General features: G+C 66.4%; 13 protein-coding genes. 10 read left to right on the top strand and 3 right to left on the bottom strand.

Translation table 11 applies throughout. The features are described from left to right. Positions 1-112: 112 nt before the first annotated feature. The 3 genes from dprA to tldD form a co-directional block, all read right to left on the bottom strand. The gene (dprA, locus tag C7455_RS10885; protein WP_109668090.1) at positions 113-1303 is read right to left on the bottom strand and encodes a DNA-processing protein DprA; all 1191 of its coding nucleotides are present in this window, start codon (positions 1301-1303) and stop codon (positions 113-115) included. A 90-nt stretch (positions 1304-1393) separates the two neighbouring features. Then, positions 1394-1879: a hypothetical protein gene (locus C7455_RS10880; protein ID WP_109668088.1), complete on the bottom strand. Its 486-nt coding sequence runs from the start codon at positions 1877-1879 to the stop codon at positions 1394-1396. Positions 1880-1894: 15 nt separating this feature from the next. Further along, the gene (gene tldD / locus C7455_RS10875; protein WP_109668086.1) at positions 1895-3319 is read right to left on the bottom strand and encodes a metalloprotease TldD; all 1425 of its coding nucleotides are present in this window, start codon (positions 3317-3319) and stop codon (positions 1895-1897) included. Positions 3320-3503: 184 nt separating this feature from the next. Here tldD and coxB point away from each other — a divergent pair, with 184 nt between their 5' ends. The 10 genes from coxB to C7455_RS10825 all read left to right on the top strand — a co-directional run bounded on the left by coxB (position 3504) and on the right by C7455_RS10825 (position 12522). Beyond that, positions 3504-4397 (top strand): cytochrome c oxidase subunit II, encoded by an 894-nt coding sequence (gene coxB, locus C7455_RS10870; protein ID WP_109668085.1) that lies wholly within the window; start codon positions 3504-3506, stop codon positions 4395-4397. 83 nt (positions 4398-4480) lie between these two features. Next, entirely contained in the window at positions 4481-5419 is a 939-nt protein-coding gene (cyoE, locus tag C7455_RS10865) for a heme o synthase (RefSeq protein WP_109668083.1), read from the top strand. Continuing rightward, positions 5419-5613: a hypothetical protein gene (locus tag C7455_RS10860; protein WP_109668081.1), complete on the top strand. Its 195-nt coding sequence runs from the start codon at positions 5419-5421 to the stop codon at positions 5611-5613. Before cyoE ends, C7455_RS10860 begins: the two co-directional genes overlap by 1 nt. Beyond that, on the top strand, positions 5610-6191 hold the full coding sequence (locus C7455_RS10855) for a cytochrome c oxidase assembly protein (protein ID WP_245904298.1): 582 nt from the start codon (positions 5610-5612) through the stop codon (positions 6189-6191). Before C7455_RS10860 ends, C7455_RS10855 begins: the two co-directional genes overlap by 4 nt. 28 nt (positions 6192-6219) lie before the next feature. Beyond that, entirely contained in the window at positions 6220-7038 is an 819-nt protein-coding gene (locus tag C7455_RS10850) for a cytochrome c oxidase subunit 3 (RefSeq protein WP_109668079.1), read from the top strand. Positions 7039-7181: 143 nt separating this feature from the next. After that, complete coding sequence (locus tag C7455_RS10845) at positions 7182-7856, top strand: SURF1 family protein (protein WP_109668078.1); 675 nt, start codon at positions 7182-7184, stop codon at positions 7854-7856. Between the two features lie 15 nt (positions 7857-7871). Then, the gene (gene thrC / locus C7455_RS10840) at positions 7872-9257 is read left to right on the top strand and encodes a threonine synthase (RefSeq protein ID WP_109668076.1); all 1386 of its coding nucleotides are present in this window, start codon (positions 7872-7874) and stop codon (positions 9255-9257) included. Continuing rightward, on the top strand, positions 9254-10516 hold the full coding sequence (locus C7455_RS10835) for a M16 family metallopeptidase (RefSeq protein ID WP_109668074.1): 1263 nt from the start codon (positions 9254-9256) through the stop codon (positions 10514-10516). The genes thrC and C7455_RS10835 overlap by 4 nt, the downstream gene beginning before the upstream one ends. Then, entirely contained in the window at positions 10516-11100 is a 585-nt protein-coding gene (locus C7455_RS10830; RefSeq protein ID WP_109668072.1) for a GNAT family N-acetyltransferase, read from the top strand. The genes C7455_RS10835 and C7455_RS10830 overlap by 1 nt, the downstream gene beginning before the upstream one ends. Before the next feature lie 24 nt (positions 11101-11124). After that, positions 11125-12522, top strand: a complete 1398-nt coding sequence (locus C7455_RS10825) for an FAD-binding oxidoreductase (protein ID WP_245904297.1) — start codon at positions 11125-11127, stop codon at positions 12520-12522. The last annotated feature ends 207 nt before the right edge of the window (positions 12523-12729 follow it).

Raw genomic sequence — 12729 nt, 5'->3', positions numbered from 1 at the left:
GGTCAGGCCCCGGCTTGTCAATGCGGCAGGGGATGGGGGCAAAACCCCTCATTTACAATGAGGAATTTTCCGGCTGCCGCGCGGCAGAGGCGGTGTCGGGCCAGGATCCTCGTCAGGTTCGGGCGACAAGGCCGCCTGCGCTGCGGGTGATCCGGCCTGCCATTTCGAGGATCGCCAGCGCCTGAGCGACCGCGCGGGGCGGGTGGCCCAGATCGCGGATCAGCTGATCCTCGGCGACCGGGGTCTCGCCCAGCGTGGCAAGTATCGCACCCTCGACGCCGCCCTCGGGGGCCTTTGGCGCGGGCGTGGGGGACGGCGTCGCCGCGCTGTGTCTGACAGGTGGCGAAACCGCCCCCCCCAGCGCCTCGATCACATCCTCGGCGCTGCGCACCAGAACGGCGCCATCGCGGATCAGCAGGTTGCCGCCGCCTGCGCGGCTGTCCATCGGGTGGCCGGGCACGGCCATCACCTCGCGCCCTTGTTCCAGCGCCATCCGCGCCGTGATGAGCGAGCCGGACCGCACCGCTGCCTCGACCACGATCACCGCGCGCGACAGCCCCGCCACGATCCGGTTGCGGCGCGGGAAATGGCGCGCCTGCGGCTCAAGGCCAAAGGGCATTTCGCTCAGTGACAGCCCCTTGGCCCCGATGTCGCGGGCCAGATCGGTGTTCTCGGCCGGGTAGATCACGTCAAGGCCGCCGGCCATCACCGCGATGGTCCCGGTTTCCAGCGCGGCGCGATGGGCCAGCGCATCGATGCCGCGCGCCAGACCGGAGACCACCACGAAGCCAGCGGCGCCCAGTTCGGCCGCAAGGCTGCGCGCCATCCGCGTGCCGAGCGCCGAGGCGTTGCGCGTGCCGACCAGCGCCAGCATCGGGCGGCAGAGCAACTCGGTTCGTCCCTTGGCCCAAAGCACGGGCGGCGCATCGGCGATCCCGGCAAGGTCCTCCGGGTAATCCGGGTCGCCAAGGCAGAGCATCCGCGCGCCCGCCCGTTTCGCGGCCTTGAGTTCGGCCAGCGCCACGGGTTCGGGGCAGGGGGTGTAGCCATCCACGCCGGCCGCGCGCGCGATCTCGGGCAGGGCCTGCAAGGCGGCCGTCGCCGCGCCATGTTCGCCCATCAGCCGCAGATAGGTGGCCGGTCCGACGCGGCGTGACCGGATCAGCCGCAGACGGGCAAGGCGTTCACCATCGCTGCCCGCAGGGGCGGGCACGTAGGTGCCCGGCGCGTCATGAAACGCGTCATCACTCCAGTCGGTGGCGCCGGAGGGGCGGGGCAGCAGGGAATCGGTCAAGGTCCACATCGCTGCAGGGTTGCGCGAACGGGTTAACGGAACCTTACCAGCGAAGCGCGACCGCATTGAAACTGCACTTTGACTGCGCGCAGATCCCTGTCAGGCGCCCTCCGCCGGTGGGATCAAGGCGTCCGGGCACAGCCACCGCGTGGCTGACCACAAGACCAGCACGTGCAGGACAATCACCGGGGTCAGCGCAATCACCGCCATGACGGCCGCGGCGGTCTGGTCGCTCCAGTCGATCAGCCCCGCAACCGCCAGCGGTACGCCCGTTCCGGCGATCAGGGCGCTTGCCCACCCCGCAACGCCCAGACGCAGCGCCCACATCCCGACGACCAGCGCTGCAGGAACGACAAATATTCCGACAAAGGGCGCCAGCACCAGCATTCCGCCATAAGCGCCGATCACCCCGGCCACAGGCTCGGGCGATGTGGTCATACCAAGCACCGTGATCAGCAGGATCATCGATCCGCCGACCAAGGCCGGGGCAAGCCATGTGATCAGCCCGATCAGCACGATCTGCCCGCCCCCAAGCAGGCGGTCGCCATCGCGTCGGCTCCGAAACAGCGGTGTGAAAAACGCCATCGATGCCGCGCGCGATCAGGCGGCCGACCCGCCGACGGTCAGCCCGCCGATCATCAGCGTCGGCTGGCCCACGCCCACCGGCACCCATTGACCGGCCTTGCCGCAATTGCCCATGCCGGGGTCCAGCGCCATGTCATTGCCGATCGCCCGGATCTGCTGCAGCGCGGTCGCGCCATCCCCGATCAGGGTCGCGCCTTTCACGGGCGCGCCGACCACGCCGTTCTTCACCCGGTAGGCTTCGGTGCAACTGAACACGAACTTGCCGTTTGTGATGTCGACCTGACCGCCGCCAAAGCCTACCGCATAGATCCCGTCCTTGAGGTCGGCCAGAATTCCCGCCGGGTCCGCGTCGCCGCCCAGCATGTAGGTGTTGGTCATCCGCGCCATCGGCGCGTGGGCATAGCTTTCGCGCCGCCCGTTGCCGGTGGGGGCCACACCCATCAGCCGGGCCGATTGCCGATCCTGCATGTAACCCACGAGGATGCCGTCCTCGATCAGCACGTTCCTGGCCGACGGCGTGCCCTCGTCATCCACGCTGATCGAGCCGCGCCGGTCAGGGATGGTGCCATCGTCCAGAACGGTGACGCCGGGGGCGGCTACGCGTTGGCCCATCAGACCGGCAAAAGCCGATTGCTTCTTGCGGTTGAAATCCCCCTCGAGGCCATGACCCACCGCCTCATGGAGCAAGATGCCGGGCCAGCCGGGGCCAAGCACCACATCCATCACGCCCGCGGGCGCGGGCACGGCGGACAGGTTCACCACCGCGATGCGCAATGCCTCGCGCGCGATCCCCTCCCAATGGGCGCGACCCATCAGGCGCGCCAAACCGATGCGCCCGCCGCCGCCCGCGCTACCCGATTCGCGCCGGCCGTTTTCCTCGACGATGATCGACACGTTGAGCCGCACCATCGGGCGCACGTCGCGCACCCGGCCGCCTTCGGGGCGCAAGATCTCCACCTCCTGATGGGATGCCGCCATCGAGGCCGAGACCTGCACCACCCGGGGATCGAGCGCGCGGGCATAGGCGTCGATCTCGGCCAGCGTGTCGAGCTTCACGCCAAACTCCGCCCCCGCCATCGGGTCGGCATCGGTGTAGAGCCGCGCATTGGTGCCCTTGGGGGCCGCGGCCATCATGCCGCCGCCCGCGCCGATCGCCAGCCGCGCGGTCTCCGACGCGCGCCGCAAGGCCGCTTCGGAAATCTCGGTGGAATGGGCATAACCGGCCACTTCGCCCTTCACCGCGCGCAAGCCAAAGCCTTCGGCGGCGTCATAGCTGGCGGTCCTGACCCGGCCGTCATCGAACAGCAGCATCTCGGACCGGCGGCGTTCGAGGAACAATTCGCCATCCTCCGCGCCCTCCGTCGCGGCCCGCAGGATCGACAGGGCCGCGCCCTCGTCCAGATGGGTCTCGAAGGGGCGGAACGGGGTGGGGTCGGACATCGGGCCTCCGGGGGTGTTTGCTGCAATTGCAAAATGATTTGGATCAAGTTTGCCGGGGGTGAGACATTTAGACCAAATGCCTTGGCCCGCCCACAGCTATATGGTCCTGCTCAGACAGAACGCAACGGTATGCCGACCGCGACCACAACAGGGCGGCACATCGGGAACGACAGGACAGACCGACATGACGCTTCGCAAGACGCTGACCGGCCTATGGGCCGGTATTGGTGCAACCCTGACCGCCGGCGCGGCAGCAGCGCAGACCGCCGGTCTGCGCGAGGGGCTCGAAATCATCGGCGCGCCGACGCCGGGCGCCATGGGCTTTCAGCCCGGGGTGACGGAACTGGCTCGCGATATCCGCGCGCTCGATACCTTCTTGCTGGTCATCATGGCGGTGATCGTGCTTTTCGTGACCGCGCTGCTCTTGTGGTCGATCTTTCGCCACAACGAACGGGCCAATCCCGTGCCCGCGACCTTCACCCACAACACCAAGATCGAGGTGACATGGACGGTCGTGCCGCTGGTCATCCTGGTCGTCATCGGCGCCTTCTCGCTGCCGGTTCTGTTCAAGCAACAGACCATTCCCGAGGCCGATGTGGTGGTCAAGGCGACGGGCTACCAGTGGTATTGGGGCTATGAATACCCCGAGCATGGCATCGTCTACGACAGCTTCATGCTGCAAGAACACGAGCTTGCGGAATTCGGCTATGGCCGCGACGAATACCTTCTGGCCACCGACACAGCCATGGTGGTGCCAACGGGTGCGACCGTCGTGGTGCAGGTGACTGCCGCAGACGTGATCCATTCCTGGGCCATGCCAGCCTTTGGTGTGAAGCAGGACGGCGTTCCGGGCCGTCTGGCGGAACTGTGGTTCGAGGTCGATGTCGGGCAGGAGGGCGTGTATTTCGGCCAATGCTCCGAACTGTGTGGCGTGAACCATGCCTATATGCCGATCACAGTGTTTGCCGTGACACAGGCCGAATATGACGCATGGATCGCGGGTGAGGCGCAGGCGTTCAACAGCATCGGCGACATGCGCGCGCCAATTGGCACCATCGAGCTGGCCTCGGCCGAATGATGCGATCGGCCGGGCGTCCTGCCCGGCCTGTCCTGCCGGCCGGCACAGACCTCCGGCCCACCCAGAAAGATCAAAGACCCTAAATGACCGACCTGACCACAAACACCACCGCGAAAGCAGCCGAAGGCGAGGCCGGTTTCGGCGACTACATCGCGCTTCTCAAACCGCGGGTGATGTCGCTGGTCGTGTTCACGGCGCTGGTGGGCCTCTTGGTCGCGCCTGTGCAGGTCGACCCGATGATCGCGTTCACGGCGATTCTCTTCATCGCCTTGGGCGGCGGGGCCTCGGGTGCGCTGAACATGTGGTATGACGCCGATATCGACGCCGTGATGCGCCGCACCGCGCGCCGCCCCGTGCCTTCGGGAAAGGTCACGGCGGGCGAGGCGCTGTCGCTGGGGCTGTGGCTTTCGGCGATTTCGGTGGCGATGCTGGGGCTGGCGACCAACTGGCTGGCAGCGGGCATTCTGGCCTTCACCATCTTTTTCTACGCGGTCGTCTACACGATGTGGCTCAAGCGGGCGACGCCGCAAAACATCGTCATCGGCGGCGCGGCGGGTGCCTTTCCTCCGATGATCGGCTGGGCGGCCGCGACGGGAACTGTCAGCGTCGAGGCCGTGCTGATGTTCGCGCTGATCTTCATCTGGACGCCGCCGCATTTCTGGGCACTCGCGCTGTTCATGAAATCGGATTACCATGAGGCCAAGGTGCCCATGCTGACCGTGACCCATGGCCGGGCCGAGACGCGGCGCCAGATCCTGATCTACACCTTCGCCCTTGTGCCCGTGGCGTTGGGCCTCGGGCTGACCTCGGTCGCGGGGCCGGTCTATCTGGCGGCGGCACTGGTGCTGAACCTCATCTTCCTCAAAGGTGCCGTGGCCATCTGGCGCCGTGCCGAGGCGCAGGCCGAGGCCGATGCCTATGCCGTCGAAAAGCGATTCTTCCGCTTTTCTCTCTATTACCTTTTCCTGCACTTCGGCGCGCTTCTGGCCGATGCCGGTCTGCGAACCTGGGGGCTTGCCTGATGCCGATCACCGAGACCCATGACCTGCACAAGCGGCGGTTTGGTCGCAACTTGGGCGTTGCGCTCAGCCTTGTGGGCTTTGCCGCCATCGTCTTCGGGTTGACCGTCGCCAAGATCCGCGAAGGCGCCTCGATGGAGGCCTTCGACCACACGCCCCGGGTCTCGATCACGCCGCCGGTGGAGACCGGCCAATGAGCGCGCCCGCCAAGATGTCGAACGCAGCGATCGTCACCCGTCTTTTGGGCGTGGTGGTCCTGATGTCGGGCCTCGCCTGGGCGTCCGTGCCCTTCTACGACTGGTTTTGCCGCGTGACGGGCTTTGGCGGCACCACGCAGGTGGCCGATCAGGGCAGCGACCTGATCCTCGACCAGACGATCCGGGTGCGCTTCGACGCGTCGCGCGCGCGAGACATGCCGTGGGAATTCCGCGCGATGCAGCCGCATATGGACATCCGCATCGGCGAGACGGGGCTTGCCTTCTACGAAGCCTACAACCCGACCGACCAGCCCATCGCAGGCACCGCCAGCTTCAACGTCGCACCATTCGAGACGGGCGGCTATTTCGTAAAGATCGCCTGCTTCTGCTTTGAATTGCAGGTTCTGCAGCCCGGTGAACGCGTCGAGATGCCGGTGACCTTTTTCGTCGACCCCGCCATCCTCGATGACCCCGAGGCGCGGGGTACGCCCGCCATAACGCTGTCCTACACGTTCCATGTGACGGACATGCCCGAAGATTATGCCGCGCTCGCCACACCGGCGCCCGTGGCCAACTAGAGACAAAACCGGACCGAGGACGACACCCATGGCCCACGCCAAGAACCACGACTACCATATCATCAACCCCTCGATCTGGCCGCTGATGGCCGCGGTCGCCGCCTTCATCATGCTCTTCGGGGCGGTGAACTGGATGCATGGCGGCGCGCCGTGGATGTTCGCGATGGGGTTCGTGGCCACGCTTTACGTGATGTTCGGCTGGTGGGCCGATGTGGTGGCCGAAAGCAGCGCGGGCGACCACACGCCCGTCGTGCGCATCGGCCTGCGCTACGGCTTCATCATGTTCATCATGTCCGAGGTGATGTTCTTCGTCGCCTGGTTCTGGGCCTTCTTCAAGCATGCGCTCTACCCGATGAACAGCTATGAGGCGTCGCAATACATCCCGCCCGAGATCTACGCTGTCGACCCGTTCCACCTGCCGCTGATCAACACGCTGATATTGCTCTTGTCGGGCTGCGCCGTGACATGGTCGCATCACGCGCTGGTGCATGGCGGGTCGCGCAAGGATGTCGCCAACGGGCTGATCATCGGCGTCGTTCTTGGTCTGGTGTTCACCGGCTTGCAGGCCTTTGAATACTACGAGCTGATCGCGCATTACGGTTGGAACTTCAGCGGCGACAAGTTCTTTGCGACCTTCTTCCTCGCCACCGGTTTCCACGGGATGCATGTGGTCATCGGCACGATCTTCCTGTTCATCTGCTGGCTGCGGGTGCTCAAGGGGCATTTCACCCCCGAAAAGCACATCGGCTTTGAGGCGGCGGCCTGGTACTGGCACTTCGTCGACGTGGTCTGGCTGTTCTTGTTCCTGGCCGTCTATATCTGGGGTCAGGCGGTTGTGATCGGCTGAGGCAAAGCTGGGGGCGCTGCCCCCCGCCGCGCCTTGCGCGTCTCCCCCCGGGATTTTTGGAAAACGAAGAAGGCGCGCGTTAACCTTGATGAAACGTGAAGGCCTGCCCCAAGCGGCGGGCCTTTTCCTTGGAAGGCAGGACCATGGGGCGTGTGATCAGTGTGCTGGTGTTCGGCGCGGTGGGGGTCGCCATCCTCGTGTCGCTGGGAATCTGGCAGATGCAGCGGCTGGCGTGGAAAGAGGCCGTGCTGGCCGATATCGAGGCGCGCATCGCGGCCGCTCCGGTAGCCATGCCCGACGCGCCCGACCCCGAGGCGGAGCGTTATCTGCCGGTGCGCGCCACGGGCGTGATCGGGGAGGCGACCGTCCGCATTCTGGTCAGCCAGCGGCGCATCGGGGCGGGCTATCGCCTGATCTCGGCCTTGGAAACCGCCGAGGGGCGGCGCGTGCTGGTCGACAGGGGCGTGCTGCCGGTCGCCGAGGCCCTGCCGCCCGTCCCCGAGGGTGCTGTGACCGTTACCGGCAACCTGCATTGGCCCGTCGAGCGCGACGGCTTCACCCCGGAAAATGACCTTGCCGAAAACATCTGGTTCGCCCGCGACGTCGCCGCGTTGGCAGATCATCTGGGAACCGAGCCGCTGCTGCTCATCGCCCGTGAGATATCGCCGTCTGAGCCGTCGGTCACGCCCTTGCCTGTCACCATCGAGAATATCCCCAACGATCACCTCAACTACGCCATCACCTGGTTTTTGCTGGCGCTGGTGTGGTTGGGGATGACACTGTTTCTGCTCTGGCGTATCAGGCAGCGACCAGACTGAGGGACACCTGCGCCCATGCGCTACATCTCGACCCGGGGGCAGGCCCCGGCGCTCACCTTTGAAGAGACAATGCTGACCGGGCTTGCGCGCGACGGGGGCCTTTATGTGCCCGAGACGCTGCCGCGCATGACCCCTGCGGAGATCGCCGCGCTGGCCGGCCTATCCTATGAGGAGGTCGCCTTTCGCGTGATGCGGCCCTTCCTCGGGGACAGTTTCACCGACGCGGAATTCGGCGAGTGCATTACGCGGGCCTATGCGGGCTTTGGCCACGCGGCGCGCGCACCGCTCAAGCAGTTGCAGGACAACCATTTCCTGCTGGAACTGTTCCACGGTCCGACGCTGGCGTTCAAGGATTTCGCGATGCAGCTGATCGGCCAGCTGTTCCAGACCGCGCTGGCGCGCTCAGGCGAGCGGGTCACCATCGTGGGTGCGACATCCGGCGACACCGGCAGCGCGGCGATGGAGGCGTTTCGCGGGCTTTCCAACGTGGACGTCTTCATCCTCTACCCCCATGGCCGGGTGTCGGATGTGCAGCGCCGCCAGATGACCACGGTGGCCGAGGCCAATGCCCATGCGCTGGCCATCGACGGGACCTTTGATGACGCGCAAGCGCGGCTCAAGGACATGTTCAACGATTTCACCTTCCGTGACGAGGTGCGGTTGGCAGGCGTGAACTCGATCAATTTCGCCCGAGTTCTGGCGCAGGTGGTCTATTACTTCACGGCCGCCGTGGCGCTGGGAGCGCCGCATCGCAAGGTCAGCTTTACCGTGCCGACGGGCAATTTCGGCGACATCTTCGCAGGCTACCTCGCCAAGCGAATGGGTCTGCCGATCGAGCGGCTGGTGGTGGCGACCAACCACAACGACATCTTGCACCGCGCGCTGAGCTCGGGCGATTACGTCACCCATGGCGTGACGCCCTCGATCAGCCCGTCAATGGACATTCAGGTCTCGTCCAATTTCGAGCGTGTGCTCTTCGATGCCTATGGCCGGGATGGCGTGGCGGTGGCGCAGTTGATGGACGAGCTCAGGCGTGGCGGTTTCCACATCAGCCAAGGCGCGCTGGAAACCTTGCGCGCCGATTTCGCCAGCGGTCGCGCCTCGGAGGCGCAGACCAGCGCCATGATCGCCCGCGCGCGCGCCGAGATGGGCGAGCTTTTGTGCCCCCATTCCGCCGTCGGCGTGCATGTCGCGCAAGACTTCCTCGGGACCACGCCGATGGTGACGCTTGCCACCGCGCATCCGGCGAAATTCCCCGATGCGGTCGAGGCGGCCACCGGCCTGCGCCCGGCATTGCCGCCGCGCATGGCCGACCTGTTCGAGCGGCCCGAGCGGATGACGCGCGTGCCCGATGACCTGACCCAGATCGAAACCCTGATCCGCGAGGCATTGGCCAAGTGACTGTAGAACTTCACACGCTCAGCAATGGCCTCAGGATCGTGACCGAGCATATGCCGGGGCTTGAATCGGCGGCCATCGGTGTCTGGGTCTCGGCGGGGGGGCGACACGAGGCGGCCGATCAGAACGGCGTGGCCCATTTCCTTGAACACATGGCCTTCAAGGGCACGGCGCGGCGCAGCGCGCTGCAGATCGCCGAAGAGATCGAGGATGTGGGCGGCTACATCAACGCCTACACGTCGCGCGAGGTGACGGCCTATTACGCCCGCGTGCTGCGCGAGGATGTTCCCCTCGCCCTCGATCTGATCGCCGACATCGTGCTGAACCCCGTCTTCGACCCGCGCGAGATCGAGGTGGAGCGCGGCGTGATCTTGCAAGAGATTGGTCAGGCCGCCGACACGCCCGACGACATCATCTTCGATTGGCTGCAAGAAGAGGCCTATCCGGGCCAGCCGTTGGGGCGCACCATTCTTGGCCCCGCTGAACGCGTCCGTGCCTTTGAGCGCGCCGATTTCGATCGTTTCGTGGCCCAGCATTACGGGCCGGGCCAATTGATCTTGTCGGCGGCGGGCGCGGTGGACCATGACCAGATCGTGCGGCTGGCCGAGGCGGCCTTTGGCCATCTGCCACCGTCGAGCCCGATGGTCCCACTTCCCGGCCAGTTCGCAGGCGGCGAGCGGCGCAAGGTCAAGAAACTGGAACAGGCCCATTTCACCCTCGCTCTCGAGGCGCCGGGGTATCGGTCCGACGACATCTACACCGCGCAGATCTACGCCAGCGCGCTGGGCGGCGGCATGTCCTCACGCCTGTTTCAGGAGATCCGCGAGAAACGCGGGCTGTGCTACACGATCTATGCGCAGGTCGGCAGCTACGACGACACCGGCATGCTCACGATCTACGCCGGCACCTCGGCCGAGGACTTGCCCGAACTGGTGGGGCTGACCATCGACGAATTGCGCCGCTCGGCCGAAGATATGACCGAGGCGGAACTGGCGCGCGCGCGGGCACAGATGAAGGCGGGACTGCTGATGGGTCTGGAAAGCCCGTCATCGCGGGCCGAACGGCTTGCGCGGCTGGTGGCGATCTGGAACCGGGTGCCGCCGCTTGAGGAAACCGTTGTCTCCATCGATGGCGTGACGCTCGCGGGCCTGCGCGATCACGCGGCTGCGCTGGTCAGCTCAAACCGTGCGGCGATGGCGCTTTACGGTCCGGTCGCCAAGGCACCCGAGCTTGCGCAGGTCGTGGGGCGACTGGCCGCCTGATGCTGTCTCGAAAACGGCATCTCAGACTGGACACCGAGCGTCTGACGCTGCGCCTGCCGCGTCATGCCGATTATCGCCCTTGGGCTGCGCTGCGCGAGGCGTCGCGCGATTTCCTTGCGCCCTGGGAACCGACATGGGCCACGGACCATCTGAGCCGCAAGAGCTTTACCGGGCGCGTCTACTGGGCGCAGCGCGCGGTGAGCCAGGGCAATGCCGTGCCGCTTTTCATCTTCCGCCGCGAGGATGAGGCCCTGCTGGGGGCGATCACGCTCGACAACATCCGGCGCGGCCCGGCGCAATCGGCCACGTTGGGCTACTGGATCGGGGCAACCCATGCGCGCCAAGGTTACATGCGCGAGGCGATCGAGGCGGTGGTCCACTATGCCTTCCGCACGCAGGACCTGAGCCGGGTGGAAGCCGCCTGCCTGCCCGAAAATGCCGCCTCACGCGGTGTGCTGGAAAAGGCCGGGTTCAAATACGAAGGTGTTGCGCAAAGCTACCTTCAGATCAGCGGGCGCTGGCGCAATCACGTGCTATATGCCCATCTGCGCCACGACCGGCGCGGGCGCACCGGCACCGGCTAAGCCCTTCCGAGCACAGGAGAGATGATGTCCGAGATTGCCACCCGTCTGGCCCAGATCCTGCCCGCCGTCGCTCTGCGCGATCCCGCCCCCGCCTATCTGGAGGAACCGCGCGGCCGCTGGCAGGGACAGGCCGCCGCGATCGTGGCGCCCGGGTCAGTGGCCGAGGTCGCCGCTGTCTTGCGGCTGTGCAACGATCTGGGTGCTCCGGTGATCCCCTATGGTGGCGGCACGGGTCTGGTGGGCGGGCAACTGGCCGACGAGGGCACGCCGCCGGTGATCTTGACGCTGGAACGGATGCGCGCGGTGCGCGGCTTCGACGCCGAGGCCGGAACCATGACGGTCGAGGCCGGCGCGATCCTGTCCGACATCCACGCCACCGCCGAGGCGGAGGGCTGGATCTTTCCGCTGACGCTCGCAAGCCAGGGGTCTGCCCGGTTGGGCGGTCTGCTCGCTACCAATGCGGGCGGCGTCAACGTCATCCGCTACGGCAATGCGCGCGATCTGGTTTTGGGGGTGGAGGCGGTGCTGGCCGATGGCACCGTGGTCAACACGCTCTCGCCCTTGCGCAAGGACAACACCGGCTACGACATCCGCCACCTGCTGATCGGCTCCGAAGGCACGCTGGGCGTGATCACCGCGGCCTCGCTGCGGCTCTTCCCCAAGCCAGCCGCGACGGGGGCGGCCATGATGGTGGTGCCCTCGCCCGAGGCGGCGCTGGGGCTCTTGAAACTGGCTCAGGCGCAGGTCGGGTCGGCCCTTTCCGCCTTCGAGTTGATCGGGCGCGAGGGGCTCTTGTTTCTCGATCACGTCGGCCCCGAGACGCGCCAGCCCTTCGACCCGCGCCCTGACTGGATCTGTCTGATCGATCTGGGCATGGGGGCAGGGGCGAGCCCCGAGGATGCGCTCGAGACGCTGTTTGCGGAAGCCTTCGAGCAGGGTCTGGTCAGCGACGGTGTCATCGCGCAATCCGAGGCGCAGCGCGCGGAGTTCTGGGCGCTCCGGGAAAACATCCCCGCCGCCAACCGTCGCATCGGCGCGGTGTCCTCGCATGACATCTCGGTGCCTGTCGCGGCCATCCCCCGCTTCATCGCCGAGGTCCCGGCCCGGATCGGGGCGGTGGGCGAGTTCCGGCTGAACTGCTTTGGCCACATGGGCGACGGCAACCTTCATTACAACGTCTTTCCGATGCCCGGCAAGTCCCGCGCCGATCACGAGAACCAGCGCGGCGCGATCAAGCGGGCGGTACATGACCTTGTTCATGAGCTTGGCGGCTCGGTTTCGGCCGAACACGGGGTCGGCCGGCTCAAGGTCGACGATCTGGAGCGCTACGGCGACCCGGGGAAACTGGTCGCCATGCGGGCGATCAAGGCAGCGCTCGATCCCAAGGGCATTCTCAATCCCGGCGCGGTGCTGCGGGCCTGACGGGGTGTCGGGGCCTGGCGGCCCCGACCCGAGGGCGCGCGGCCTCGGGCCCCTTTGGGGCCGCTCGGACGCGCGCTTGGGTGCGATGGGGGCGTGGGTGCCTTGTGCCGGGCCGCGCAGTGATGGCAAATGCGGGAGCCTCCGGCGGGGATATTTTGGAAACAGAGAAGGTGGTTACGTTTACCCCGACCGGTTGTTCAACCAGCC

Origin of the sequence: Roseicyclus mahoneyensis, from assembly GCF_003148775.1 — a bacterium.
GTDB classification, from domain to species: Bacteria; Pseudomonadota; Alphaproteobacteria; order Rhodobacterales; family Rhodobacteraceae; genus Roseicyclus; species Roseicyclus mahoneyensis.
This window is presented reverse-complemented; position numbering and strand designations above follow the sequence as displayed.

Excerpts from the sequence above, each read along its gene's own strand:
- dprA (WP_109668090.1), bottom strand. The coding sequence starts at position 1,303 with ATGTGGACCTTGACCGATTCCCTGCTGCCCCGCCCCTCCGGCGCCACC.
- C7455_RS10860 (WP_109668081.1), top strand. The coding sequence starts at position 5,419 with ATGCCGATCACCGAGACCCATGACCTGCACAAGCGGCGGTTTGGTCGC.
- C7455_RS10880 (WP_109668088.1), bottom strand. The coding sequence starts at position 1,879 with ATGGCGTTTTTCACACCGCTGTTTCGGAGCCGACGCGATGGCGACCGC.
- C7455_RS10850 (WP_109668079.1), top strand. The coding sequence starts at position 6,220 with ATGGCCCACGCCAAGAACCACGACTACCATATCATCAACCCCTCGATC.
- thrC (WP_109668076.1), top strand. The coding sequence starts at position 7,872 with ATGCGCTACATCTCGACCCGGGGGCAGGCCCCGGCGCTCACCTTTGAA.
- C7455_RS10855 (WP_245904298.1), top strand. The coding sequence starts at position 5,610 with ATGAGCGCGCCCGCCAAGATGTCGAACGCAGCGATCGTCACCCGTCTT.
- C7455_RS10845 (WP_109668078.1), top strand. The coding sequence starts at position 7,182 with ATGGGGCGTGTGATCAGTGTGCTGGTGTTCGGCGCGGTGGGGGTCGCC.
- coxB (WP_109668085.1), top strand. The coding sequence starts at position 3,504 with ATGACGCTTCGCAAGACGCTGACCGGCCTATGGGCCGGTATTGGTGCA.
- C7455_RS10830 (WP_109668072.1), top strand. The coding sequence starts at position 10,516 with ATGCTGTCTCGAAAACGGCATCTCAGACTGGACACCGAGCGTCTGACG.
- C7455_RS10825 (WP_245904297.1), top strand. The coding sequence starts at position 11,125 with ATGTCCGAGATTGCCACCCGTCTGGCCCAGATCCTGCCCGCCGTCGCT.
- cyoE (WP_109668083.1), top strand. The coding sequence starts at position 4,481 with ATGACCGACCTGACCACAAACACCACCGCGAAAGCAGCCGAAGGCGAG.
- tldD (WP_109668086.1), bottom strand. The coding sequence starts at position 3,319 with ATGTCCGACCCCACCCCGTTCCGCCCCTTCGAGACCCATCTGGACGAG.